The organism is Nocardia sp. NPDC004340 (assembly GCF_053602575.1).
The window spans coordinates 553,416-578,019 of sequence record NZ_JBSGDW010000001.1 but is presented as its reverse complement, the minus strand read 5'-3'; the positions used below and the strand labels follow the sequence as shown (position 1 = coordinate 578,019).

General features: G+C 68.5%; 20 protein-coding genes and 4 tRNA genes. 13 read left to right on the top strand and 11 right to left on the bottom strand.

What is annotated here, in order from left to right:
* Positions 1-192: 192 nt before the first annotated feature.
* The 5 genes from pstS (at position 193) to ACWEOI_RS02355 (ending at position 5,833) form a co-directional block, all read left to right on the top strand.
* Positions 193-1,308, top strand: a complete 1,116-nt coding sequence (gene pstS / locus ACWEOI_RS02375; RefSeq protein ID WP_433673225.1) for a phosphate ABC transporter substrate-binding protein PstS — start codon at positions 193-195, stop codon at positions 1,306-1,308.
* A 111-nt stretch (positions 1,309-1,419) separates the two neighbouring features.
* On the top strand, positions 1,420-2,388 hold the full coding sequence (gene pstC / locus ACWEOI_RS02370; protein ID WP_452358753.1) for a phosphate ABC transporter permease subunit PstC: 969 nt from the start codon (positions 1,420-1,422) through the stop codon (positions 2,386-2,388).
* Complete coding sequence (gene pstA / locus ACWEOI_RS02365; RefSeq protein ID WP_433670377.1) at positions 2,385-3,284, top strand: phosphate ABC transporter permease PstA; 900 nt, start codon at positions 2,385-2,387, stop codon at positions 3,282-3,284. The genes pstC and pstA overlap by 4 nt, the downstream gene beginning before the upstream one ends.
* 12 nt (positions 3,285-3,296) lie before the next feature.
* Positions 3,297-4,073: a phosphate ABC transporter ATP-binding protein PstB gene (gene pstB, locus ACWEOI_RS02360; protein ID WP_433670379.1), complete on the top strand. Its 777-nt coding sequence runs from the start codon at positions 3,297-3,299 to the stop codon at positions 4,071-4,073.
* Positions 4,074-4,216: 143 nt separating this feature from the next.
* On the top strand, positions 4,217-5,833 hold the full coding sequence (locus tag ACWEOI_RS02355) for a DHA2 family efflux MFS transporter permease subunit (protein WP_433670381.1): 1,617 nt from the start codon (positions 4,217-4,219) through the stop codon (positions 5,831-5,833).
* Here ACWEOI_RS02355 and phoU read toward each other — a convergent pair.
* The 4 genes from phoU to ACWEOI_RS02335 all read right to left on the bottom strand — a co-directional run bounded on the left by phoU (position 5,830) and on the right by ACWEOI_RS02335 (position 10,686).
* On the bottom strand, positions 5,830-6,501 hold the full coding sequence (gene phoU, locus ACWEOI_RS02350; RefSeq protein WP_357089567.1) for a phosphate signaling complex protein PhoU: 672 nt from the start codon (positions 6,499-6,501) through the stop codon (positions 5,830-5,832). The genes ACWEOI_RS02355 and phoU overlap by 4 nt on opposite strands.
* Positions 6,502-6,611: 110 nt before the next feature.
* Positions 6,612-8,777 (bottom strand): LCP family protein, encoded by a 2,166-nt coding sequence (locus ACWEOI_RS02345; protein ID WP_452358752.1) that lies wholly within the window; start codon positions 8,775-8,777, stop codon positions 6,612-6,614.
* 245 nt (positions 8,778-9,022) lie between these two features.
* On the bottom strand, positions 9,023-10,171 hold the full coding sequence (gene dusB / locus ACWEOI_RS02340) for a tRNA dihydrouridine synthase DusB (protein ID WP_452358751.1): 1,149 nt from the start codon (positions 10,169-10,171) through the stop codon (positions 9,023-9,025).
* Between the two features lie 71 nt (positions 10,172-10,242).
* Positions 10,243-10,686, bottom strand: coding sequence for an SgcJ/EcaC family oxidoreductase (locus tag ACWEOI_RS02335; protein WP_433670388.1), 444 nt, complete (start codon positions 10,684-10,686; stop codon positions 10,243-10,245).
* A gap of 94 nt (positions 10,687-10,780) precedes the next feature.
* Here ACWEOI_RS02335 and ACWEOI_RS02330 point away from each other — a divergent pair, with 94 nt between their 5' ends.
* Positions 10,781-11,221 carry a MarR family winged helix-turn-helix transcriptional regulator gene (locus tag ACWEOI_RS02330; protein WP_357089559.1) on the top strand — a complete coding sequence of 147 codons (441 nt, stop codon included), beginning with the start codon at positions 10,781-10,783 and terminating at the stop codon, positions 11,219-11,221.
* 64 nt (positions 11,222-11,285) lie between these two features.
* Here the strand turns inward: ACWEOI_RS02330 and ACWEOI_RS02325 are convergent, their stop codons facing one another.
* The 3 genes from ACWEOI_RS02325 to ACWEOI_RS02315 all read right to left on the bottom strand — a co-directional run bounded on the left by ACWEOI_RS02325 (position 11,286) and on the right by ACWEOI_RS02315 (position 13,285).
* Positions 11,286-12,269, bottom strand: coding sequence for an acyl-ACP desaturase (locus ACWEOI_RS02325; protein ID WP_433670389.1), 984 nt, complete (start codon positions 12,267-12,269; stop codon positions 11,286-11,288).
* A 214-nt stretch (positions 12,270-12,483) separates the two neighbouring features.
* Positions 12,484-13,077: a DUF937 domain-containing protein gene (locus ACWEOI_RS02320; RefSeq protein ID WP_452358750.1), complete on the bottom strand. Its 594-nt coding sequence runs from the start codon at positions 13,075-13,077 to the stop codon at positions 12,484-12,486.
* Positions 13,078-13,212: 135 nt separating this feature from the next.
* Positions 13,213-13,285 (bottom strand) — tRNA-Lys (locus ACWEOI_RS02315).
* A gap of 1,095 nt (positions 13,286-14,380) precedes the next feature.
* Between ACWEOI_RS02315 and ACWEOI_RS02310 the strand changes: the two genes are divergently transcribed.
* From ACWEOI_RS02310 to ACWEOI_RS02285, 6 genes are all read left to right on the top strand, one after another.
* Positions 14,381-15,046, top strand: coding sequence for a TetR/AcrR family transcriptional regulator (locus ACWEOI_RS02310; RefSeq protein ID WP_357089553.1), 666 nt, complete (start codon positions 14,381-14,383; stop codon positions 15,044-15,046).
* A gap of 92 nt (positions 15,047-15,138) precedes the next feature.
* A tRNA-Glu gene (locus ACWEOI_RS02305) sits at positions 15,139-15,211 on the top strand.
* A 36-nt stretch (positions 15,212-15,247) separates the two neighbouring features.
* Positions 15,248-15,321, top strand: a tRNA-Asp gene (locus ACWEOI_RS02300).
* 61 nt (positions 15,322-15,382) lie between these two features.
* Positions 15,383-15,459 (top strand) — tRNA-Phe (locus tag ACWEOI_RS02295).
* Between the two features lie 101 nt (positions 15,460-15,560).
* Complete coding sequence (locus ACWEOI_RS02290) at positions 15,561-15,731, top strand: hypothetical protein (protein ID WP_357089550.1); 171 nt, start codon at positions 15,561-15,563, stop codon at positions 15,729-15,731.
* Positions 15,732-15,855: 124 nt separating this feature from the next.
* Complete coding sequence (locus ACWEOI_RS02285; protein WP_433673226.1) at positions 15,856-16,557, top strand: glycosyltransferase; 702 nt, start codon at positions 15,856-15,858, stop codon at positions 16,555-16,557.
* On the opposite strand, the gene ACWEOI_RS02280 is transcribed toward ACWEOI_RS02285, so the two are convergent.
* Together ACWEOI_RS02280 and ACWEOI_RS02275 are read right to left on the bottom strand one after the other, a co-directional pair.
* Positions 16,554-18,071, bottom strand: coding sequence for an HAD-IB family hydrolase (locus ACWEOI_RS02280; RefSeq protein WP_452358749.1), 1,518 nt, complete (start codon positions 18,069-18,071; stop codon positions 16,554-16,556). The genes ACWEOI_RS02285 and ACWEOI_RS02280 overlap by 4 nt on opposite strands.
* Positions 18,068-20,437, bottom strand: coding sequence for a glycerol-3-phosphate 1-O-acyltransferase (locus ACWEOI_RS02275; protein ID WP_452358748.1), 2,370 nt, complete (start codon positions 20,435-20,437; stop codon positions 18,068-18,070). Before ACWEOI_RS02275 ends, ACWEOI_RS02280 begins: the two co-directional genes overlap by 4 nt.
* A 208-nt stretch (positions 20,438-20,645) precedes the next feature.
* Between ACWEOI_RS02275 and ACWEOI_RS02270 the strand changes: the two genes are divergently transcribed.
* A complete protein-coding gene (locus tag ACWEOI_RS02270) occupies positions 20,646-21,980 on the top strand; it encodes a salicylate synthase (protein ID WP_452358747.1) in 1,335 nt (444 codons plus the stop codon).
* A gap of 23 nt (positions 21,981-22,003) precedes the next feature.
* Here ACWEOI_RS02270 and ACWEOI_RS02265 read toward each other — a convergent pair whose 3' ends face one another.
* Both ACWEOI_RS02265 and ACWEOI_RS02260 read right to left on the bottom strand, forming a co-directional pair.
* Positions 22,004-22,873 carry an oxidoreductase gene (locus tag ACWEOI_RS02265; RefSeq protein WP_452358746.1) on the bottom strand — a complete coding sequence of 290 codons (870 nt, stop codon included), beginning with the start codon at positions 22,871-22,873 and terminating at the stop codon, positions 22,004-22,006.
* A 26-nt stretch (positions 22,874-22,899) separates the two neighbouring features.
* A complete protein-coding gene (locus ACWEOI_RS02260) occupies positions 22,900-24,525 on the bottom strand; it encodes a (2,3-dihydroxybenzoyl)adenylate synthase (RefSeq protein WP_452358745.1) in 1,626 nt (541 codons plus the stop codon).
* Positions 24,526-24,604 lie beyond the last annotated feature (79 nt).

The following is a 24,604-nucleotide window of genomic DNA, read 5'->3' as shown; positions in this document are numbered from 1 at the left end:
GTGCGCCGCAATCAGGGTGGGTTGTTCATCTGTCGTTCACCTGCCCTGGTCCAACTGTCTACCAGCCGCCCTTACGTTGCAAGTGGGCCGCAGACCGCTGCCCGGTGCGCTAGTTCGCAGCGAACAGCCGCCAAACGCGCCCGTCCGACCGTTGAGGGGTTGGACGTGCAAGTGATTCCCCCGGAGGAATTGGTGAATCTCAAGCGCAGCAGCGCCCTGCTCGGTGTGTTGGCCGCGGCCGGCGCCCTGACTCTGTCGGCTTGTGGCAGTGACAACAACGCCACCGGCGGCGGCGCCAAGATCGATGTCGCCTGTGGCGGCAAGACCTCGCTGAAGGCCAGTGGTTCCACCGCGCAGAAGAACGCGATGGACCGCTTCGTCGCCGCGTACCAGACCAACTGCTCGGGCGCGAAGCTCGACTACACCGGTTCGGGCTCGGGCGCCGGCGTCAACGAGTTCATCGGCAACCAGACCGATTTCGCGGGCTCCGACTCGCCGCTGAACGCCGAGAAGGGCGAGACCGACAAGGCCGCCGCTCGTTGCGCCAGCCCCGCCTGGAACCTGCCGGCCGTCTTCGGCCCGATCTCCGTGGCCTACAACCTGCCCGGCATCGAGGACCTGGTCCTGGACCCGCCGACCATCGCCAAGATCTTCTCCGGTGACATCACCGCGTGGAACGACCAGGCGATCCGGGCCCTGAACACCAACAAGGCCGACAAGCTGCCGTCGGACAAGATCGGCGTGATCTTCCGCTCCGACGAGTCGGGCACCACCGACAACTTCCAGAAGTACCTGACCACCGCCGGTGGCTACACCAAGGGCGCCGGCAAGGCGTTCAACGGTGGCGTCGGCGAGGGCGCCAAGGGCTCGGACGGCACCTCGGCCGCGGTCGCGAACACCAAGTTCACCATCACCTACACCGAGTGGTCCTTCGCCAAGGCGCAGAAGCTGTCCTCGGTGCGCGTGCTGACCACCGCCACCTCCAACGACCCGAAGCCGGTCGAGCTGACCGCCGAGTCCGCGGGCAAGGCCGTCGACGCCGCCAAGATCAAGGGCGAGGGCAACGACCTGGTGCTGGACAACAGCTCGATCTACAAGCCCACCGCCGCGGGCGCGTACCCGATCATGCTGGCCACCTACGAGATCGTCTGCTCGAAGTACAGCGACGCCGACACCGCCAAGGCCGTCAAGGCGTTCCTGACCTCCGCGGTCGGCAACGGCCAGACCGGTCTCGCCGAGTCCGGCTACGTGCCGCTGCCGGACGCGTTCAAGACCAAGCTCACCACCGCGATCAACGCCATCTCCTGATCGCCTGATCGAAACACGATGACCGTGCACGACGACATTGCATCCGCGGGTCTGTCCGTTTCGACCGACCCGCGGGAAGACCGTGCCCAACTGCCGGGGGATACTGCGCTCATGCCGACCGAACCCAGCACCACCCCGGCCGCGGGGCGCGCACCCAAGAAGTTCGGCGCGGAGTTCGCTTTCCGCTCGGCGGCCACGGCCGCCGGCGGGATCATCGTCGCCGCCATCGCCCTGATCGCCCTGTTCCTGCTGATCCGGGCGTGGCCCTCGATCATGGCGAACAAGGCGAACTTCTTCACCACCACCGAGTTCAACGTCAAGGACGAGAACAACCTGCAGTTCGGCATCAAGGACCTGTTCATGGTCACGGTGCTGAGTTCGCTGTTCGCCCTTGCCATCGCGGTGCCGATCGGGGTGGGGATCGCGCTGTTCCTGACGCAGTATTCGCCGAAGGCGCTGGCGCGTCCGTTCTCGGTCATCGTGGATCTGCTGGCCGCGGTGCCGTCGATCGTGTTCGGTCTCTGGGGATTCCTGGTCGTGGCCCCCAAGCTGGGGCCCTTCCAGGACTTCCTGAACAAGCACCTGAGCTGGTTGTTCCTCTTCTCCGACGGCAATGTCAGCATTGCCGGCGGCGGCACCATCTTCACCGCGGGCGTGGTGCTCGCGGTGATGATCCTGCCGATCATCACCTCGGTCTCCCGGGAGGTGTTCGGCCTGACCCCGCGCTCGCACATCGAGGCGGCGCAGGCGCTGGGCGCCACCAAGTGGGAGGTCGTGCGCCTCACCGTGCTGCCCTTCGGCCGCTCCGGCGTGATCGCCGGTTCCATGCTGGGCCTGGGTCGCGCGCTCGGTGAGACCATCGCGGTCCTCATCGTGCTGCGCACCTCGACCAAGGCGGGCGGCTGGTCGCTGTTCGACGGCGGCTACACCTTCGCCTCGAAGATCGCCTCCGCGGCTTCGGAATTCAGCTCGAAGCTGCCGACCGGTGCCTACATCGCCGCCGGTTTCGTGTTGTTCGCACTGACGTTCGTCGTCAACGCACTGGCTCGGCTCGCCGCCGGCGGGAAGGTCAACGGATGACCACCACACTCGACAAGCCGATCAAGGCGCCGACCTTCCGGCATGTCAGCCCCGTTCGCCGGATCAAGAACAACGTCGCCACCGGTCTGGTCTGGTTGTGCTTCGGCCTCGCACTGGTGCCGCTGCTGTGGGTGCTGTTCGTGGTGCTGCAGAAGGGCGGGGCCATCGTGGCCTCGGTCGGCTGGTGGACCAAGTCGCAGAACGGCGTCCTGCCCGACCAGCGCACCGGCGGTGTCTATCACGCCATCTACGGCACCATCGTGCAGTCCGGTATCGCCGCGGTGATCGCGGTGCCGCTGGGCATCATGGCCGCGGTCTACCTGGTCGAGTACGGCCGGGGCTGGCTGGCCAAGACCACCACCTTCATGGTCGACATCCTCGCGGGTGTGCCCTCGATCGTGGCCGCGCTCTTCATCTTCGCGCTGTGGATCGCCACCTTCGGCAACCCGCAGAGCGCCTTCGCGGTGTCGCTGGCCCTGGTGCTGCTGATGCTGCCGGTGGTGGTGCGCAGCACCGAGGAAATGCTCAAGCTGGTTCCGGACGAACTGCGTGAGGCGTCCTACGCGCTCGGTATCCCGAAGTGGAAAACCATTGTGCGGATCGTCATTCCGACCGCCGCGCCCGGCATGATCTCCGGCATGCTGCTGGCCGTCGCCCGTGTCATGGGTGAGACCGCGCCGGTGCTGGTGCTGGTGGGTTACTCCAAGGCGATCAATTTCGATGTCTTCAACGGCAATATGGCCTCGCTTCCGCTGCTGATGTACCAGGAGCTGTCGAACCCCGAGCCCGCCGGCCGCGAGCGCATCTGGGGTGCCGCGCTGACCCTGATCCTGATCATCGCGCTGCTGTACCTCGCCGCCGCGGCGGTCAACAAGCTGCTCACGCGGAACCGATAGAAGGAAAGACTGATGGCCAAGCGAATTGACGTCAAAGACCTCAATATCTACTACGGCAAGTTCCACGCGGTCGCCAATGTCGGGCTGACGGTGTTGCCGCGCAGCGTGACCGCCTTCATCGGTCCGTCCGGTTGTGGCAAGTCGACCGTGCTCCGCGCGCTCAACCGCATGCACGAGGTGACCCCGGAGGCCCGCGTCGAGGGCGCGGTGCTGCTCGACGGCGAGGACATCTACGGCGCCACCGTCGACCCGGTCGGCGTGCGCCGCACCATCGGCATGGTGTTCCAGCGGCCGAACCCGTTCCCCACCATGTCGATTCGCGACAATGTGGTGGCCGGTCTGAAGCTGCAGGGCGTGCGCAACAAGGGTCAGCTGGACGAGGTGGCCGAGCAGTCGCTGCGCGGCGCCAATCTCTGGAACGAGGTCAAGGACCGCCTGGACAAGCCGGGCGGCGGCCTCTCCGGTGGCCAGCAGCAGCGTCTGTGCATCGCCCGCGCCATCGCGGTGTCGCCGGACGTGCTGCTCATGGACGAGCCGTGTTCGGCCCTGGACCCCATCTCCACGCTCGCGATCGAGGATCTGATCACCGAGCTGAAGAAGGAGTACACCATCGTCATCGTCACCCACAACATGCAGCAGGCCGCGCGTGTGAGTGACCAGACCGCCTTCTTCAACCTGGAGGCGCAGGGCAAGCCGGGCAAGCTCATCGAGATCGACGAGACCGAGAAGATCTTCTCGAACCCGTCGCAGAAGCAGACCGAGGACTACATCTCGGGTCGCTTCGGATAGTCACAGACCTTCCGGCGTCTGACGGCCCCTGCCCTTGCGGCAGGGGTCGTTTTCTATGCCCTGGGTGGTTGTGTGCAACCGCCAGTAACAGTTAGTCTGACGCTCGTTGGTAAACCGATTGGTTTAGTACAAGGAGGTGTCGGATGACCGTCTCAACGGCGAGCCCGAAATCCGGACGGGCCGCGGCGGACCTGCCGCAACGGGCGAAGATCGCGGCTCTGGTCGCCATCTGTCTCGCGGAACTGCTCGTGGTCCTGGACAACACACTGGTCAATGTGGCCCTGCCGTCCATGGCCGTGGAGCTGCGGGCCGATATGAGCGGCCTGCAATGGATCGTGGACGCGTTCACCCTGGCCTTCTCCGGCCTGCTGCTCGCCATGGGACACCTCGGCGACCGCTACGGGCGACGGCTGTTCATGATCATCGGACTGGGCGGCGTCGCGGTCATGTCCGCGGCGGGCGCGCTGTCCTCCGGCCTCGGCCAGGTCATCGCGGCCCGCGCCGGCATGGGCGTGTTCGCGGCCGTGGTCTTCCCGGCCACCCTGGCCCTGCTCACCAATATCTTCACCAAGTCCCGCGAACGCGCCGCCGCCATCGCGCTGTGGACGGCCATGGCCGGGATCGCCATCGCTCTCGGACCGACCGTGGGCGGCTGGCTGCTCGAGTACTTCTCCTGGCACTCGGTGTTCTGGATCAATGTTCCGGTGGCGCTGGTGGCCATCGGCGCGGTGCTGGCCGCCGTGCCGGAATCCCGTGCACCGCACGTGGATCGGCTCGACCGGGTCGGCATCCTGCTCTCCCTGGCCGGGGTGACCGCGCTGGTGTGGTCCATCATCGAGGCCCCCAAGCACGGCTGGTTCGCCACCGAAAGCCTTGCGGGCTACCTGCTCTCGGCCGCGCTGCTGGCCGCGTTCGTGGCCTGGGAACTACGCGTGCCCACGCCGGTGCTGAACATGCGCCTGTTCCGCAACCGCCGCTTCGCGCTGCCGTCGCTGGCCATCACCGTGTCCTACTTCTCGGCGTTCGGCTTCCTGTTCCTGATCACCCAGTACTTCCAGGGCGTGAAGGAGCTGTCGCCGCTCGAATTCGGCATCCACTCACTGCCTTTCGCGGTGGCGGTCGGCTTCGGCGCGCCCATCGCGACCCTGCTGGCGCAGCGGCTGGGCACCACGGCCATGGTGGTGTCGGGGCTGCTGATCCTGGCGGTGGCCATGTACATCGCGGGCCGGACCACCGTCGACACCCCGTATCTGGGACCGGTGGTGGTGTCCATGATCCTGATGGGCCTGGGATTCGCGGTGGTTCAGGGTCCGGCGACCGAATCCATCATGGGCGCGGTGCCTGTGGAGGAAGCCGGTGCGGGCTCGGCGGTCAACGACACCACGCGGGAGGTGGGCGGAGCGCTCGGGGTGGCCCTGCTGGGGTCGATCATGTCCTCGGTGTACGCCGACCGGATCGGCGGCCGGATCGCGGCGATTCCCGCGCAGATCATGAATCCGCAGCAGAAGGAGCTGGCGGGCAATACGCCGATCAGCATCCTGGAGATCGTGAAGGCCCCGGTGAATCCGCTTGTCGCACCGGCGAAAGCGGATCTGATTCACGCCATGAAGGTCGCGGCCATGCAGGGCGCCGAGGCCGCGTCGTACGTCGCGGTCGGCACCCTGGTCGTATGCGCGGTCATCGTGGCCGCGACCTTGCCCTGGCGTCCCGAACGGGGCCGTTCGGTCCTGATGGGCTGGCGTGAGTCCGACGAGGACTAGATCGATTCCTTCTCGGAATCCGGGTCGGGCGGCAGCACGCCGGTGACGAGGAAGACGACGCGGCGGCCGATCTCCACGGCGTGGTCTGCGAAGCGCTCGTAGTAGCGACCCAGCAGCGCCACGTCCACGGCCGCCGCGACGCCGAACTGCCAGTCGCGGTCCATGATCAGCGTGAACAGGTGCTTGCGCAGGTCGTCCATCGCCTCGTCGTCGTCGGTGAGCTTGGCGGCCCGCTCGGGATCGCGGGTCTCCAGCACCTCCTTGGCGGTGGCGCCCATCTTGACCGCGACGCGACCCATCTCGGCGAAGTAGCTGTTCACGGCCTCCGGCACGGCGTGGGCCGGGAAGCGGCGCCGGGTCATCTTGGCGACGTGCAGGGACAGCACGCCCATCCGGTTCACGTCGGAGACGATCTGGATGGCGCTGACGACCTGCCGCAAATCACCGGCGACCGGGGCCTGTAGCGCGAGCAGCGCGAAGGCCTTCTCCTCGGCCAGGGTGATCATCTCGGCGATCCGGTCGTACTCGCTGATCACCTGCTCCGCGAGCTCGAGATCGGCGGTGAGCAGGGACTCGGTGGCCCGCTCCATCGCCGATCCGGCGAGCCCGGCCATGCCGCCGAGCAGATCGGCGAGCTCGGCCATTTGTTCGTTGTAGATGACACGCATGAGTCAGACATTAGTGCGCGACCTTGACCAAGTCACCAACGGTGGGTTAAACGTAGGTTCCGGTCGGTTCCGGCAACGTCGCCGCAGCTCCGACCGGTCCGGGGGCCGGCCTACTTGCAGAGGTCGTCAGCGGCGTTCACATGCTCGAGGTCGGAGGGCAGTGTGACGGGAGCCGCACTGGGCCCGCCCGCGTCGCTCGGCGTGTCGGGCAGGGTCTGCCCGAAGGCGGTCGGGGTCTTCACGGTGCCCGAGAAATCGGACCCCACCACGACCTCGACGATGCTGCCCAGCCCGCTCGCGGGTTCCAGGATCGAGCCCGGAATCGCGCTGGCCACGGTTCCGGCGTCGGCCTCGTGGCCGCTGGAGTAGCGGACCTTGGTCTTGGCGGAGACGCCGTCGGCGTAATTGCCGGTGCTGTAGATCTGGAAGCCCTGCGCGGCCAGCTTGGTCGCGGTGGTGCCCGCGATGCCGCCCTGGCCGGAACCGTTGGACACCTGCACCGAGACCGTCTGCGGATCCACCGCGGCCGGTTTGGGTTTGGCGACGGGCACGCCGGCGGGGGCCGCCGGGGGCTCGGACTTCTTCTCACCGGGCAGCGGCTGGTCGTCGATGACCGCGCGGAAGATGGCCTTGATGTCCGACTCGCGCGGGATCTCGTTGCCGTACGACGTGGTGCCCGCGGTCGGGACGGTCAGGAAGGTGATGCTCCCGGCCTGCATCTTCTGCATGGAACGGCCCAGCGTGAGCAGGTCCTTGGTGGTGACGCTGTCCATGAACGAGTGCTTGGCGAAGGCGTTGATGAACCCGTCGAGCTTGGCCGGGTCGAACAGCACCTTGCTGGACAGCGCGCTGCGCAGCAGGGACGACAGGAAGCGCTGCTGCCGGTTGATCCGGTCGTAGTCGCTGCGTTCCTCGCCGTACACGTGGCGGGCGCGCACGTAGTCCAGCGCGGTGGAACCATTGACCGTCTGCTTGCCCGGGGTGGTGAGGACGGTGCCGAGGACCTCGTCGACCAGCGGCTTGGTGGTGCACACCTCGACGCCGCCGACCACGTCGACCATGGACTCGAATCCGGCGAAGTCGATGCCGACGAAGTGGTTGATCTTCAGGCCCGACATCTTGGTGATCACCTTGGTCAGGCACTTCGGCCCGCCCAGCGCGTAGGTGGCATTGAGCTTGTCGCCGTCGGCGGCCGGGAACTTCTGGCTGGAGTAGGTGGCCTTCTCGTTGTCCCAGCCCTCGCAGATCGGACGGGAGACGTCCAGGTCGCGGGGGAAGGACACCGCGACCACGCGGGACCGGTTGGCCGGGATGTTGACCAGCATGACCGTGTCCGAGCGCGCGCCCTCGGCGTCGTCCACACTGCCCGCGCCGAGCGTGCTGTTGGTGCCCGCCCGGGTGTCGGTGCCCACGATCAGGAAGTTCTCGTCGCCGTTCTGCCCGTCGGCGTCGACGACGTCGGTGCTGTTCGGATCGAGCGCGACGACCTGCTGGAAATTGCCGTCCTTGGCGCGCAGATAGCTCCAGCCGCCCGCGGTCACCAGCAGCGCGAGCACCGCGAACATCGCGGTGGCGCCGCGGGCCACCAGACCGGCGCGGCGGCTGCGGCGGCGTTGGGTGCTCGACACCCATTTGGCCGGCGCGGAACCCACGGAGGCGGGCAGCGCGGTGGTCGGATAGTCGGCGGGCGAGGCGACCCGGCGGCCCAGCAGGGCGCGGGCACGCGCGGCCGTGGTCGGGGCGGCGGCGGGGATGGCCTCGGTGACCGGGGGTAGTTCGTCGGTGACCAGATCGGCGGTCGGGTCGGTGCGGCGGACGGTCCGGCCGCTGCCGGTGCCCGGTGCGGCCGCCACCCGGCGGAGGTGGCTGTCGTCGCGCACGGTGCGCTGCGAACCCGTGCCGGGCTGGTTTCCGGCGGGCGGAGGCTGGGTGCCCGGTGCGGGCGGGGGAACCACGGGCCGGGCGCCGGCGGCGGGTGCGCCGTCCGGCGGGGGCACGGGTGCCGGTGCGGCCGGTTCTCGGTCGGCTGTGCCGTTGGTGGCCGCCGGTGCGTTCTGCTTGCCCGTGTCGGGGCGGGGACGGCGGCGCGTCTGGCGCTCGCTGTCCACCCGTTCGACCAGGTCCTGCACCGAGATGGGCGCGGCGGCGGAATCGGCGTCGTCGGTGTGCCGGGAGCGGCGGCCCGCGCGCGACAGATCGTCCCCGTCCTCGGAGTAGCGCTCCCAGGGGGCGCGACCTCCGGGCCGTGGCGTACGCCCGTACCGATCGTCACCCACCAACGAACCTCACTTTGCTCTTGATGCCGAGGGCCATGATAACGATTTCGCCACGGCGAACCACTCGAACATGTGTCCACCCAGGTAGATCCGTTTTTTCTGCTTTGTCGGAATGCTTCGACCGCTGGGACGAACGTTCCGCAAAGTGTGCCAGGGCCTGGGCCCAGCACCCGGGAGCTGGGCCGGACATTGACCGGATCGTGCCGGATCGCCGGCGGCGACAGGCGGCTGAACCAGGGCGGTCGCTAGCCGCCGGAGTGCATGACGTCGGCGGCGGTCGGGACGGTCGCGTCCTCTGGATCGTCGAGCCAGCCGTCGGGCAACGCGACCTTCGTCTGCGGGGAGCCCTGCCGTCCGCGCGGTCCGAGCGCGTCCTCCGGGAACGGCACGTCCGGATCCAGCTGCCCGACCAGATCCCCGATCTGAGCCAGGCTGGTCACGGTGGCGAACTGCCGCCGCAGCGCCGAGCCGACCGGGAAGCCCATCAGGTACCAGGCCATGTGCTTGCGAATATCGCGCATCGCCTTGTCCTCGCCGTCGTGCTCGGCGAGCAGAGCGGCGTGCCGGTAGAGGATCTCGCCGACCTTGCCGAGCGAGGGTCCGGCCGGAATGGGCTCGCCGCGCAGGGCCGCGCTGAGTTCTCCGAACAGCCACGGCCGTCCCAGGCAGCCGCGGCCCACCACGACGCCGTCGCAGCCGGTCTCGGCCATCATGCGCAGGGCGTCGTCGGCGCTGAAGATGTCGCCGTTGCCGAGCACCGGGATGGTGGTGACGGTCTCCTTGAGCCGCGCGATGGCCGACCAGTCGGCCTGCCCGGAGTAGAGCTGGGCGGCGGTGCGGGCGTGCAGCGAAACCATCGCCGCGCCTTCCTCTTCGGCGATCCGGCCGGTGTCGAGGTAGGTGGTGTGGTCGTCGTCGATGCCGATGCGGAATTTGAAGGTGACCGGCACTTCGCCTGCGGCCGAGACCATTTCGCGCACGATCTCGCGGAACAGCCGCCGCTTGTAGGGCAGGGCGGAGCCGCCGCCGAGGCGGGTGACCTTGCGGACCGGGCAGCCCAGGTTCATGTCGATGTGGTCGGCCCAGCCCTCGCCGACGATGATCCGCACGGCCTCGCCGAGGGTCTTGGGGTCGACGCCGTAGAGCTGCATGGAGCGCGGCGATTCGTCGGGGCCGAAGGCCATCATGTTGAGGGTCTTCTCGTTGCGCTCGACGATGGCGCGGGCGGTGATCATCTCGCACACGTACAGCGATGTGGCGCTGCCGAATTCGCGGCACAGGGTGCGGAAGGCGACATTGGTGATGCCCGCCATCGGGGCCAGCACGACCGGCGGATCGAGCGGGTAGGGCCCGATTCGCAACTCGGTCTTGGGGGCTTCGAGCGAGGCAGTCACGCCTCCCAGTCTCTCATCCGCGCCGTCGCGGCCAGAGCCGCCCGTCCACTCGAGTGCCCCCGGTCACAGCGTCAGCGGGCGGCGGGCCGGGTGCCGGGCTGGAACTTGAAGCTGATCGCCTCCATGACGGGCTTGCGCTGGGTCTTCTGGATCGCGGCGATTCGCCACTCGCCGTCGGTGTCGCGCACGACGGTGTAGGTGACGAGCTTGCCGAGCTTCTTGGGCTGCTTCTTGCCCACGTCTCCGGCGGATACGACGACGACGGTGTCGGCGCCGTAGCGGCGGATGTCGAGGGTCTCGCCCCACATGCGGGTGCCCTTCAGGAAGGAGTCGAACAGCGCCTGGTGGGCCCGGCCGATCTCCGCGCCGCCGTGGTAGACGGTCCCGGCGAAGGTGACGTCGGTGGCGTCGGCGGTGAAGCAGTGGCCGTACGCGGTGCCGTCGCCGTCGTTCCAGGCCGCGGCGACACGGTCGAGCAGGGCGTGGATGGCGTCGAAATCGGTGTTGCCGTTCATGGTTCAATCCCCTTCAGGTGTTTGCTGCTCCTGGAAAGTATCTTCTCATGAGAAGTATCTTCCTTCAAGAAGAGAATTGAATCGGAGGCGTCCCATGCTGTCGGACCCCGCACGGGCCAGTGCGATCTATCGCCGCTACCTCAGCGCCCTGGTGCTGCACGCCCAGGCCGGGGCGCGGGCCGTCGGACTCGGCGCGACCGACCTGTACGCCCTCAACATCCTCGACCTGAACGGCGCCATGACGCCGGGTGAGCTCGCCGCCCGCACCGGACTGACCACCGGGCCCACCACCCGCCTCATCGACCGCCTGGAGCAGGCGGGCCACGTGCGCCGCGTCCCCGACGCCGCCGACCGCCGCAAGGTCCTCATCGAACCGATCCCGAACCCCGGCGACCTCGAGCGGGTGCTCGCCCCCGCACGCCGCAAGGTCGGCGAGATCCTGCTTGGCTACACCCCTGAGCAGCAGGAGGTCCTGTTCGACTACTTCGAGCGCGCGGGCCTGGCGTTCCAGGAGGCGGTCGACGAGATCGACTGACCCGGAGACGACGACGGCCCCCCGGGATCGGAATCCCGAGGGGCCGTGCCGAATTCGAGCCGGATCAGGCGTTGGCCGAGGCCAGGTCCCGATCGCGCTTGGCGGCCTCGCGGGCCAGCATCTTGTCGCGCTGCTCCTCGAACTTCACGACGTCCTTGCCGAGCTGCTCGAGGAAGACGCCCAGACGCTCGCGGGTCTCCTCGCCGCGCGCGGTGAAGTCGGTGCGCTCGAAGATCTGCCACTTCTTGAGCACCGGGTTCACCACCTCTTCGAGGTGCTGGCGCAGGTCGTAGATGCCGTGCTTGGCCATCAGCACGCCGTTGCGGCGGAAGTTGGGCATGCCGGCGCCGGGCATCTGGAAGTTCTCCAGGATCATGGTGATCGCCTCGAGGGCCTGGTCCGGGCAGAGATCCAGGGCCGCGCCGCACATGTTGCGGTAGAAGATCATGTGCAGGTTCTCGTCGGCGGCGATGCGCTGCAGCATGCGGTCGGCGATCGGGTCGTCGCACACGCGGCCGGTGTTGCGGTGCGAGACGCGGGTGGCGAGTTCCTGGAAGGTCACGTACGCCACCGAGTGCAGGAAGCCGGCGCTGCCGGTCTGCTCCAGTTGCTCGGTGGGGGAGGCGAACCCGTTGGTCATGTGGATCATGCGGGCCTGCTCGAGGGCGACCGGGTCGACGCCGCGAGTGACGACCAGGTAGTCGCGCATCACGATGCCGTGGCGGTTCTCCTCGGCGGTCCAGCGGCCGACCCAGGTGCCCCAGGCGCCGTCCTGGGAGAAGTTCTCGGCGATCTCACGGTGGTAGGAGGGCAGGTTGTCCTCGGTGAGCAGGTTGGTGATCATGGCCGCCTTGGCCAGTTCACTCAGCTTCGACTGCGACGGATCCCAGTCGTCGCCGCCCATGGCCGCGAAGTTGCGGCCTTCGTCCCACGGCACGTAATCGTGCGGGTGCCATTCCTTGGCCAGGGAGAGGTGGCGATTGACGTTCTCCTCGGCAACCGGCTCCAACTCCGTCAGTAGCTCGAGTTGAGTCAGATCCTTTGCCATACATATGCCCTTCGTGTCATGCGTCGTGCTGTCGTACCCTCGCCGGCCTGCCGCCGCGGCCCATACCTTACGTGACCGTAGGGTGATGTGAAACTCATCTGTGCGCCATTGCGAGGTTGGTGAGGGATGTCATAAGAAGCGCGGCCCACAGCGTTAGGGGGTCTATCGCTGTGGGCCGCGCTTCGTTAGCCGTGCATCAGCAATGGCTGCGAGATCACTTCTTCCCGAGCAGACCGCCCAGCACGCTGCCGAGGACGCCACCGGCGTTCTGGCCCATGGCCTTGCCGAGGATATCGCCCAGCCCGCCCGCGCCGCCCTGGCCGCTGGTGGCCCCGCCGAGCAGGCTGCCGAGGATGTCGCCGAGGCCGCCGGCGCCGGCCGCGCTGGGCTGGGCGGCCGCTCCGCCGCCGAGCACCTTCTTGCCGAGGTAGGCCAGCACGATCGGCGCGAGCATCGGGAGCAGCTTGCCCATCAGGTCCTGGCTGATGTTGCTGCCGCCGACATTTCCGAGCGCGTTGATCACGGTGTTCTTCTCGGCGCCGAACGTCTGGTCGACGATCTGGCTGCCGTTGGAGACATCCACCTGACTCATGTCGACGCCGCCGTCCAGCAGACCGAGCGGCTGGTTGGCGACCTCGTTCTCCAGATTCAGACCGACCTCGGGGTTGCCGGCCTGTGCCTGGAAACCGCCGAGCAGGACGGGCACGGCCGCGTCGACCGCGGTCTTGGCGGTGGCCTCGTCGACGCCGAGCTGTTCGGCGATCTGGGCGATAGGAACTCGAGAGAGCAGGTCATCGAAGGAAGTCATGAACTCCGCCTGTGGTGATGGATTCCCGGGGAAAAGCCCTACCGGGGTCACGGTAGGTGAAAACCGGACAGATTGCCACAGATTCGCGGATGTGGCGAGGGCCCGGAACGGGTGTTCCGGGCCCTCGCACGGCTGTGCCCCCACCAGGGCTCGAACCTGGGACCTGCGGATTAAAAGTCCGTAGCTCTACCAACTGAGCTATAGGGGCGTGCGGGACGTCAGTTTAATGGGCGGGGCCCGCAAGTGTTAAACGAGTATCCGATTGTGCTCTGGCAGACGGTATTTGCGCAGGTCATGGTGGTGGCCTCGGGCGTGCGGCGGGTCGGGGAGGGGCGCTCGGACGGCGTGAGGGGCGTGACGGGTTGTGCCGATGGTGTGACCGGCCGTGCCTATCGCCGAGGCTCGGGGAGCCGCGGCGGCGCGGGGGAGGGACGATGTGGCGCTGTGAGGGTGCGGACCGGTCGGTGCGTCACCGCGACGGGGCAGAGCCGGGGTGCCACGGGGGTCGGCGCGGAGTGTGGGCGGGGTGAGGGGACGGTGTGGTCCCGTCGTGCCCGGACGCGTCCGGGCGACCCTTCGCGCTCTCGCGGGCTCGCGTCGATCCCGGGCTCGGGCGGCCCCGGCAATCGCCTTGCCACTCAGTTTGTTTCGTGGCCATGGAGTGTGAATATCATCCAATGGTGATGCGTGGCAAGCTTTTTGGGTGGGGGGAAGCGACCGGCCCGGTCCGGTCCGAGCGCGGGGGTGGCGGCTCGGCGGTACCGCGGGCCGGGCGGCGTCGGCGCGTGTTTCCATGATCACCGGTGCGAACTCCGATGAGATATGGGCGAATTCGTCGTTTCGAACCAATCGTCCATACGATTGCTGGGGAATTGCGGTTTTCGAAAGGAGGTGTGCTGGCTAACTGACTTTCCGGTACACGTCACGCTGGGTGCGCTTTCCGGGTACGGTGACCGACTGGTGAATTCCCGAGGAGCTGGGATTGCCCCGGCGGCACGGGATTCGGCCTATCGTTGATGTGCCCGAACGTGTCGCGACCGGCCCATCCGATCGCGGCTCCAACAGATGAAGCTGCGGGGAGGCGGACCAGGACGACGTGAACGCCCGGATACGCACCTCCGGGGCACACCGGGCGGGAAAACCTATACCAGTTGGTGTGTTTCAAGTTTCTCGCGCTTTTTCGTACCAAAAGTTTGGTAATTCCGGGCGTAGCCCGATTTGAAGTATTTGAAAGACACGTAACTTCGCGTCGAGGCCGTACCGCGGTCGGCGACGGTTAGCTAGCTTCGGAGGCGTTTCGAGCATGGCACGGCAGCAAGAGCGGGCCCGCCGGACACGCGCGGCGATCATCAGGTCCGCCGCCGTTGAGTTCGGGAAGAGCGGCTATGCCGCTGCATCGCTCAACCGCATATTGGAAGGTTCCCGGGCGACCAAGGGGGCCATGTACTTTCACTTCGACTCCAAGGAGGACTTGGCGCGCGCGGTGCTGGAAGCGGCGGTCGACCGCTACCGGGCATCGACCGAAAGGTGGCTCACCCGAACCGATCTCGGTCCACTCGACGTGCTGCACGGCATGATCGACGAGATCGCATTGCGGCTGGAGAACGACATCATCATCCAGGCCGAGTTCCGGCTCATCATCGAGCCGGAGTTCTATCGCGACATCCAGGCCGGCGGCGGCCGCATCCTCGGGCGCGCCATCCGGCAGCTCGCGGTCCGGGCCGCGGAGCACAAACAGCTGCGCCCGGATTCGGACCCGGACCGGTTCACCCGCACCCTGGCGGCGGCCCTCGCGGGCCAGCGCTACATCGCCGACGTGCTCACCGGTCCGGCCGATCTGCGAGCCCGGTTCGCCGAGGCGCTCGAGGTGATCGTCGACGCCACCGCGACACCGGAGTGGGCCGAGGAGTTCCGCCGCGTGGGCTGGCGGGTGTCAGCCCGGCTCGAAGATCTCAACTTGGGACTCTGACCAGCTGATTTGGGAATCACGCGGAGCCTGTCATAAGCTATCTCCGCTCCCAACGGAAGCCGTTGAGCAAACGGTCCGGAGAAATCCGGCGGGCCCCCTTCGTCTAGCGGCCTAGGACGCCGCCCTTTCAAGGCGGTAGCGCGGGTTCGAATCCCGTAGGGGGTACAACGATGGTGACATCGTTGTCGGAGCAAGTAGCAAGGCCCTGTGGCGCAGTTGGTTAGCGCGCCGCCCTGTCACGGCGGAGGTCGCGGGTTCGAGTCCCGTCAGGGTCGCAAGATCTTTTTGCGATAGCAAGAAGCGCACGAAGCTTGGCATTCGAATCGGGTGCCTTTCGGCCAGGTAGCTCAGTTGGTACGAGCGTCCGCCTGAAAAGCGGAAGGTCGCCGGTTCAATCCCGGCTCTGGCCACCAGCTCTGGAAGCCCCCGTCCATCGGACGGGGGCTTCCGGCGTTCCCGGGGTTCTTCGCGTGTTCTCACCTGAGGGGCTGATCTTGGTGGAATGCTGGATGGCATGGCCGAGGACAACCAGTGGTATTACTGCATCTCCCATCACAAGGCGGAGCAGGGGAAGTCCTGCTGGGTCGGTGACCGGATGGGCCCTTATCCGGATCAGGCGACAGCCGAGCGGGCGTTGGATATTGTGCGAGAGCGAAATCGGCGTGCCGACCAAGAGGACGACTGACGCCGGGGTGACGGGGGTGACGCGCCTACATGGTGCGATCACGAGGCACTCAGGTGGACCAGGTACGGTTTCGTAGCGAGAAGACGACCGATCGGGAGGGCGTACCTTGAAGGTCACCGTGGTGGTGCCGACCTACAACGAGCGGGAGAACCTGCCCGTTGCGGTGGAGCGGCTGACCGCACTGCCGGTGGAGGACCTGCATGTGCTGGTGGTGGACGACAATTCACCCGACGGCACCGGCGAGGTCGCGGACAAGCTGGCCGCCGATCTGCCGAACGTGGTCAGCGTGCTGCACCGGACGGAGAAGGACGGCCTGGGCCGCGCCTACATCGCCGGCATCACCAAGGCGCTCGACGACGGCGCCGACGTGGTGATCCAGATGGACGCCGACCTGTCGCACCCGGCCGAGGTCATTCCCGCCATGCTCGACAAGCTGAAGACCACCGACGCCGGCGTGGTGCTCGGATCCCGGTACGTCCCCGGCGGTTCCACCGCCGAGGAGTGGAAGTGGTACCGCAAGGCGCTCTCCGCCTGGGCCAACTTCTACGTCAACCTGATCCTGCGCCTGGGCGTGAAGGACGCCACGGCCGGGTTCAAGGCGTGGAAGGCCGACACGCTGCGCGCCATCGACGTGGCCTCGATCAAGTCGAACGGTTACTCGTTCCAGGTCGAGATGAACTACCGCACCGTCAAGAAGGGCATCTCCATCGCCGAGGTGCCGATCCGCTTCGAGGAGCGCACCAAGGGCGCCTCGAAGATGAGCCTCAAGGTGCAGCTCGAGTCCGCGGCCATGCCGTGGAAGCTGCTGTTCGGGCGGGCTGTCTAAGTTTCGGGCCAGTGGAGCAGGGTGTCGACGAACAACTGTCGGACCTGCTCCACTTCCGTATCCAGGCGGGCCGGGTCCCAGCCGCTGACATCGATCGGCGGTAGGACGTCCACGTCCACCACGCCCTTGCGGACGATCGCGGAGTTGCGCCAGGCGATCTCGCCCGCATTGCGGATCACGACGGGGATGATCGGCACGCCCGCCTGCATGGCGATGTGGAACGCGCCCTTCTTGAAGGCGCCGACCCGCGGGGTGAGCGAGCGGGTGCCCTCGGGGGCGATCACCACCGACAGTCCGCCGCGCAGCGTTTCGACCACAGGTTCCAGCGCGGCCTTCGCGGCCTTGGTGTCGGCGCGGTCGATGAAGGTGACCTCCACGAACCGCATGAGGGGCCCGAAGACCGGGTTCTTGGTGATCTCGCGTTTGGCGATGCCGGTGAATCCGGTACCCAGCACCTCGGCCAGCACCACGATGTCGAACTGGCTCTGGTGGTTGAAGATGAACACCGCCGGCCGGGGCGCGCGGGCATGTTCGGCGCCGGTCACCCGTACTTTGACCCGGGTGCCGCGCAGGGTCGAGTCGGCGGCGTGGGTCATCATCGAATCCGCCATCTGGCGGCGCTGTTTCGTGTGCGCCTTGGCGGCCACGCCGAACAGCGCGCCGCCCAGCAAACCCGTGAATCCGGCCAGGGTGCGGGCGTAGTCGGTGGCCTTGGGGGCCTGCCGGGGCCGGAAATGCAGAACCGGCCATTCCCTTTCGGCCGCCTCGAGCACGACCCGCGGGTCCGGGTTGACGGCCACCGGGTGCCCGGCGGTCTGGAGCAGCGGCAGGTCGGCGGCGCTGTCGGCGTAGGCCCAGCTGCGGGTGAGATCGATGTCGTGGGTGATGGCGAAGCGGCGCACGGCGTCGGCCTTGCCGTTGCGCCACAGCGTCTTTCCCTCCACGTGCCCGGTGAGCACGCCGTCCTGCACGGCCATGACGGTGCTCAGCACGTGCGGGATGCCGAGTTCGGCGGCGACTGGTTCCACCTGGTAGCGGCTGATCGAGCTGATCAGGACCAGGGTGTGCCCGGCGGCCTCGTGTTCGCGGACCAGCCGCCAGGCCTCGGGGTAGATGTGCCCGTACACATTGCGCGTGAACACCTGCCGTCCGAGGTCGATCAGGTCGGCTTCGGGTACCCCGGCCCAGTCGTACATGGCCGATTGCAGGAAGCGTTCGTATTCGCCTTCGCTGCGGGCGCCGCGGATGCTGCCGAGCAGGCTGGCGGTGAGTGCGCCGCGGGCGCTGCCGCGGCGCAGCAGGCGGCGGGCGAGCGGGGGCGGGTTGAAGCCGTGCACGACGGTGCCGCCGAAGTCGAAGACGGCGGCGACCTGCGGGCCCTGTGGTCCGGTGCGCACGGCTTCGAGGGCGGTGGCGAGATCCTGTGCGCCGATGGGCCGCTGGGTGACGCCGACGCCGGGCCGCAGGGTCGGGGTGGTGCGTCCCGCCGCGCGGCCCCGGACCCGGTGGGTCACAGCGCTTCCATCCGGTTGGAGGGGTCGAGGGTGGCGGCCCGGGTGATGCGCTGCCCGATGGCGCGCAGTTCGGCGGCGAGGGCGCTGCGCCGGGCGGCCAGGTCGGCCGGATCGCCGGCGGGGGTGAGCAAGCCGTGGTTGTCGGCGAGTTTGACCGCGCTGCCGAACAATTCCGAGGACACCGATTCGGGGCTGTGCAGCCGTTGTTGCAGCAGCATCTGTTTGCCGACCTGGAGGCATTCGTCGATGAGGGCCTTGCGGTCGACGGGGTCGACCGGGTCGCGGGCGGCGAGCCGTTCAGCCACCACCAGTTGCGCGTCGAAGAAGGAGCGCAGGACGCGGTGGGCCATCATGAAGCCGGAGTCGGCGAGCCGGGCCAGGATCTCGGAGCCGAGGGTGCCCGCGGCGGTGCGGTGATGCCATTCGGGGTCCACGCGCAGCATCTCCGCGGTGAGCTGGCTGGTGAATTCGGCTCGTTCGGGGAAGAAGAACTCGAACTTGAGCAGGTCGCGCAGCCGGTAGGCGGCGTCCCATCCGGCGCGCAGCTGGTCGCCTTCGGGGGCTTCGACGCCGGTGAGGACGGCGAGCTCGAGGATGGCGCGGTTGACGAACCAGTGCACGGCGCTGTTGCGGTAGAACGCGGCCTCCAGGTGCGCGCCCGCGTTGATGGCGTACACCGGTTCCAGTCCGGCCCGGTACACGGTGACGACGGTGGCGACGGCCAGCTGTTCGAGGACCACGGCGAGCCCGTGATCGTCGCGCAGCGTGTCGAGTTCGCCGGTCGGCAGGCCGCGGCTCTCGATGTAGCCGAGCACGGGGGCGATGGCGTTGCGGAGTTCGGGCCGGGTCAGCGCGCGTTCGTGGACGCCGAGCAGCACCAGGGTGGTGAGGGCGTTGACGGTGATCGGGGTGACCTCGTTGATGCCGACGGCGACCTCGAAGGCGAGCCGTTGCACGGCCAGCTGTTCGCGTTCGACGGCCTGCTCGGTGCCCGGATCCTGGTGTCCGGTCAGCGGATCCCCGTTGGCGGCCAGGCGGTCGCGGGCCGAGAGCGGGGTGCCGAAGCGCACGTACACGTGCCCGGCGGAGTGCTGCTGGTTGCGGACGTAGCGGGCCAGCCAGGTGAGGCCCTCGGGTTGTTTGCGGCCGCCGGTCTGTTCGTCGGCGATGGCCCCGATCTCGTTGAGTCGTTCGTAGGTGATGGAGACCGGCACCAGCATGACGTCGTCGATGCGTTTCGAACGCAGCGCCGCCGCAAGGTAGTTCAGCAGTCCGTAGCGCGGGGGCCGGAGTTTCCCGGTGCGGGTGCGCCCGCCCTCGAAGTACCACTCCAGGTTGAAGCGTTTGGTGAGCAGGTAGGCGAAGTACTCCTCGACGACGGCCTTGTAGACCTCGTCGTCGCCGAAACTGCGGCGGATGAACACGGTTCCGGTGCGCCGGGCGATGGGACCGATCGGCCAGAACTTGAGGTTGGCGCCGCCGACCACGTGGTTGGGCGGGAAGTCGTTGCGCGCCAGGATGTCCCCGAGCACGAAGGCGTCCACATAGGAGCGGTGCGAGGGCAGGAAGACCAGCGGATAGCGCCGGTTGAGCGAGCGCAACCGGTCGAGTCCGGTCTCGTCGGCGTCGACGTTCCAGGTGGAGGCGTGCACGGGCCGCATGGCCTGGGTGAACAGGTCGGAGACGAGGCGGCTCTGGGCGGCGACGAGTTCGCGCAGGCCTCGCTCGGCACGGCGGTAGACCTCGCGTGGGGGGAGTCCGGATTCCAGGGCGATGACGTCGAGTCGGCGCAGGAATTCGGGGGAGTCCAGGATCTCCTCGACCACCAGTCGCGGCACCTTGTACCGGTCGCCGATGACGGCACGCTCGGCGCGTTCCAGCGCGACGATGCCCGCGCGCACGATGGCCCGCCCGAAAGCGTCGGGCACGATGGCGGATCCGGGGTTGTTGGCGCGCAGCTCGCTGAGCCGGGCGGGCTGCCCGGTGAGGATCAGGTGCCGGTCGGGCGCCTTGCCGACGAGCCGCCGCTGCATGAGACGGTGCGGTTTGCGCGGGTTGGACAGGGACAGCAGGTCGCTGAAGGTGGTGCGGCGCACGCCGTCTCGTTCGGGTGGCAGCCACAGCACGCGGACCGGCACCACCAGCGGGTCGTCGGCGCGTCCGACGAGGCGGTCGGTGACGGCGGCGGGGTCGAGGTCGATCTGGGTGACGGGGGCGGAGGTGCCGAACTCCTGGGTGATGCCGCCTTCGGCGAGCCAGCCCCCGATGAGTTCGCGTTCCACCCGGGAGGCGGCGTCGACCAGGGCGACCACGGATTGCGGGGCGGTGAGCGCGGCTTCGGGGAGCCGGCTGTCGTGATCGAGCATCTTCGTTCCCTCCGCATGAGCCGCTGCGATCCATTGAAGCCCAAACCGGGGCGATGGGACGGGAGGTCGGGCAATTCACCGGTCCGACCCGGGGTTTCGCCGTGTTGCGCGGCGGTGGTGACGGACGTCGCGACGCGGGCCTCCCCGCAAAGGGAAAGGTAATGCTAACCTCACTCACGAGTTAGGTAAGCATAACCTTGGAGGTCTGGTGTCGGTCGCTGACGAACGGGTACGGCTCGAGGGGGAGCAGCGGTGGGGAGAGTACGTCACCGATCCGGTCGCGGCCGTCACCGCGCTGGCGGCGGCGGATCGCTTCGGTGAGTACGTGGTCTACGAACGGCCCGGCGAATGGGTCTTCGCCGCCGACCCGCTGGGCGGCGTCGAGCTGGACGCGGGCGAACTGCGGGTGAGCTGGGACGGACGGACCACCGCGGGACCGTGGTCGGGCAATCCGGCGCAGGCCCTGGACCGCGCGCTGGCCGGACTGCCCCTGGAGGGCCGCAACGCCTTCGGCTGGATCGGCTTCGAGTTCTGCGCCTGGTCGCTGGGCGCGACCGAGCACGTGCACCCGCGGGCCACCCTGGCGCACTTGATGATTCCGCGCATCGAGGTCCGCATCGACGCCACCGGCGTGCGGGTGTCGGGCGCGACGCCCGCCGAGACCGGCGACATCCACGAGCTGATCGCCGCCGCCCAGGACACCGCGCTGCCCGTCGCGCACCCCGTGGACGTCACCCCGGACCCGACCGGCTATCAGGACCGGGTCGCCGCGGGCGTGGCCGAGATCCGGGACGGCAAGTACCAGAAGGTGATTCTGTCCCGGAAGGTCGATCTGCCCTTCGCGGTCAACATCCCCGCCACCTACCGCCTGGGCCGTGCGAACAACACCCCGGCGCGCTCGTTCCTGCTGCGCCTGGGCGGCCTGGAAGCCGCGGGCTTCAGCCCGGAACTGGTCGCGGCCGTGGACCGCGACCGGGTGGTCACCACCGAGCCGCTGGCCGGGACCCGCGCCTTCGGCCGCGGCGACGACATCGATCTGGCCGCCCGCGCCGACCTGGTGCGCGACCCGAAGGAGATCGTCGAGCACGCCATCTCGGTGCAGACCTCCTTCGCCGAGATCGCCGCGGTCGCCGAGCCGGACACCACCGCGGTCTCCGACTTCATGGCCGTCCGCGAGCGCGGCAGCGTGCAGCACCTGGCCTCCACCGTGCGCGGACGGCTGGCCGCCGACCGCAGCCCGTGGGACGCGCTGGAGATGCTGTTCCCGTCCGTCACCGCCTCCGGCATCCCCAAGGCCGAGGGGGTGGACGCGGTGTTCCGTCTCGACCACGATCCGCGCGGCCTGTATTCCGGTGCGGTGGTGACGGTTTCCCCCGACGGCGCGCTGGAGGCGACGCTGGTGCTGCGCGCGGTCTACCAGTCGGGCGCCGGCGCGTGGCTGCGCGCGGGCGCGGGCGTGGTCGGGCAGTCGCGGCCGGAGCGGGAGTTCGAGGAGACCTGCGAGAAGCTGGGCAGCGTCGCGCCGTACGTGGTGCGAGCCTGATCCCGGAACCGGATATCCGAGATTCAGATCGGGAATTCGACATCCGTCAACCGCTCGGACAGCTCCCAGAGCTGCCGGGCGGTTTTCTCGTCGTGGGAGGCGGCATTCGAGCCGACCCGGGTCGGGTGGCCGCGCCAGTTGAATCGGTCCGGCCCGTAGTAGGCGCCGGGTTCGACGTCGGCGGTGGCCGCGTACAGGGTCGGCAGCGCGCCCATGGCGGCGTTCTGCGCGATCAGCCGGTTGCCGAGGCCGACCAGCTGTTCGAGCACGTTCTGGGTCTCGGAGCTGATCTCGGTGGCGGCGTAGCCGGGGTGCGCGGCGACCGCCAGCTTGGCCGATCCGGTGACCGTGAGCCGCCGCTGGAGTTCGTAGGTGAACAGCAGCGTGGCGAGCTTGGATTGCGCGTACGCGCCGAACCGGGAGTAGGCGCGCCGCTCCCAGTTCAGGTCCTCCAGGTCGATGCGCCCGATCAGGTGGGTGAGGCTGGAGGTGTTGACCACACGCTCCGAGATCCGGTCCAGCAGTAGGCCGGTCAGCGCGAAGTGGCCGAGATAGTTGGTGCCGATCTGCAATTCGAAGCCGTCGGCGGTGGCCCGCTGGGGCACCGCCATCACGCCCGCGTTGTTGATGAGCACGTCGGCCCGCTCGACGGTGTCGGCGAAGGCGCGCACGGAGGCCAGGTCGGCCAGATCGAGGGCGCGGATGTGCACGTCCCCGGGCATGGTGGCGGCCACCGTCCGCGCCTTGATCTCGTTGCGGCAGGCCATGATCACGCGCGCTCCGGCGGCGGCCAGGGCGCGCGCGGTGGCCTCGCCCAGGCCGCTGGTCGCTCCGGTGACGATGACGATCCGGCCACTCTGGTCAGGAATATCCGATTCGTTCCACCCACCCATAGGAGAACTCTATGACGGAACGGCTCTCAGCGCGCGGCGAGGGCCTTCTTGTCGATCTTGCCGACCGCCGTCACGGGCAGGGAATCGGTCTGCCGCAACACATCCGGGAGTTTGTAGGTGGCCAGGCCCCGCTCGGTGAGGAAGGTTTTGACGGCGGCCAGGGACGGCAGCTCACCCTCGGTCACCAGGAACACGCCGACCTTCTCACCCAGGGCCGCGTCGGGCAGGCCCACGGCGGCCGCGTGCCGGACACCCGGGTAGGCGAGCAGGTGCTCCTCGAGTTCGTCGCAGGAGATGTTCTCGCCGCCGCGGTTGATCACGTCCTTGATCCGGCCGGACACGATCAGGTGGCCGCTGGGCAGGCGGCGCACCAGGTCGCCGCTGCGGTAGAAGCCGTCGGGGGTGAAGGCGCGGGCATTGTGCTCGGGGGCGCGGTAGTAGCCGCGCAGCGTGTAGGGGCCGCGGGTGAGCAGTTCGCCCTCCTCGCCGTCGGCGACGTCCCGGCCGTGCTCGTCCACCACCCGCACCTCGTCGGCGGGCGCGAGCGGGCGGCCCTGGGTGGTGCACACCAGGTCGTCGGAATCCTCGGCGCGGGTGTAGTTGAGCAGGCCCTCGGCCATGCCGAACACCTGCTGCAGGCGGCAGTCCAGGGCGGGGGTGACCTCGCGGGCGTTCACCTCGGCCAGTTTCGCGCCGCCGACCTGGAGCAGCCGCAGCGAGGACAGGTCGGCGTCCTCCCATTCGACTGCCGCGCACCACAATTGGGCCAGCGGCGGCACCACGGCGGTGACGGTCACCCGGTGACGTTCGATGGCGGCGAACGCGCTCTCCGGGCTGGGGTCGGTGACGAAGGCCATGGCCCCGCCGGTGGCGACGGTGCCGAGCACGCCGGGGCAGGCGAGCGGGAAGTTGTGGGCGACGGGCAGGGTCGCGAGGTAGACGTCGTCGGGGCCGAGTTCGCAGACCGCGGCGCTGGCGGTGGCGTTGTAGACGTAGTCGTCGTGGGTGCGGGCGATCAGCTTGGGCAGCCCGGTGGTGCCGCCGGACACCAGCATGAGCGCGATGTCGGAGGCGTCCACCTCGGGCAGCGAATCACCGTCGGCGGGAATCGAATCCAGGTCGGTGAACGGCCCGGGATCGCCGAGGATCAGGATGTGGCGCAGGTCCGGGAGCTGTGGGCGGACCTCGGCGGCCAGGGCGCGGTAGTCGAAGTCGCCGAGCCGGTCGGCCGCGACGTAGGCGACCGCGCCGGAAAGCCGGGCCAGGTGCTCGATTTCGGCGCGGCGGTGCGCGGGCAGGGTGAGCACCGGGATGATCCCGGCGCGCAGCAGGCCGAACAGCAGCGGCAGGAACGCGGGGGTGTTGGGCAGCTGGACCACCACGCGGTCGCCGGACCGGATGCCGAGCTTCAGGAGGCCGTGCGCCATCCGGTCGGCGGCGCGGTCGAGGTCGGCGTAGGTGGCCGGGGCGCGGCCGGACTCGTCGCTCAGCAGCGCGGGTCGCGTGGGCCACTGCCGGGCGGCGTCGCGCAGGAGTTCCCCGAGCGGGCGGCCCGCCCAGTAGCCCTCGCGCCGGTACCGCTCGGCGAGGTCGGCGGGGAAGGCGACGAATCCGTCGCGGTGGCCCGCGGCGGCGGGTGCGGTCGTTGTCACGGCTCTGACCTCTTGCTGGTAAGGGTGTCCTTGCATAGGTTAGGCAACCCTATCTCAATGGGTTACGCTTCTGCCCACC

Coding starts and splice junctions, on each gene's coding strand:
- pstC (WP_452358753.1), top strand. CDS start 1,420: ATGCCGACCGAACCCAGCACCACCCCGGCCGCGGGGCGCGCACCCAAG.
- pstA (WP_433670377.1), top strand. CDS start 2,385: ATGACCACCACACTCGACAAGCCGATCAAGGCGCCGACCTTCCGGCAT.
- pstB (WP_433670379.1), top strand. CDS start 3,297: ATGGCCAAGCGAATTGACGTCAAAGACCTCAATATCTACTACGGCAAG.
- ACWEOI_RS02355 (WP_433670381.1), top strand. CDS start 4,217: ATGACCGTCTCAACGGCGAGCCCGAAATCCGGACGGGCCGCGGCGGAC.
- phoU (WP_357089567.1), bottom strand. CDS start 6,501: ATGCGTGTCATCTACAACGAACAAATGGCCGAGCTCGCCGATCTGCTC.
- ACWEOI_RS02335 (WP_433670388.1), bottom strand. CDS start 10,686: ATGAACGGCAACACCGATTTCGACGCCATCCACGCCCTGCTCGACCGT.
- ACWEOI_RS02330 (WP_357089559.1), top strand. CDS start 10,781: ATGCTGTCGGACCCCGCACGGGCCAGTGCGATCTATCGCCGCTACCTC.
- ACWEOI_RS02325 (WP_433670389.1), bottom strand. CDS start 12,269: ATGGCAAAGGATCTGACTCAACTCGAGCTACTGACGGAGTTGGAGCCG.
- ACWEOI_RS02320 (WP_452358750.1), bottom strand. CDS start 13,077: ATGACTTCCTTCGATGACCTGCTCTCTCGAGTTCCTATCGCCCAGATC.
- ACWEOI_RS02310 (WP_357089553.1), top strand. CDS start 14,381: ATGGCACGGCAGCAAGAGCGGGCCCGCCGGACACGCGCGGCGATCATC.
- ACWEOI_RS02290 (WP_357089550.1), top strand. CDS start 15,561: ATGGCCGAGGACAACCAGTGGTATTACTGCATCTCCCATCACAAGGCG.
- ACWEOI_RS02275 (WP_452358748.1), bottom strand. CDS start 20,437: ATGCTCGATCACGACAGCCGGCTCCCCGAAGCCGCGCTCACCGCCCCG.
- ACWEOI_RS02265 (WP_452358746.1), bottom strand. CDS start 22,873: ATGGGTGGGTGGAACGAATCGGATATTCCTGACCAGAGTGGCCGGATC.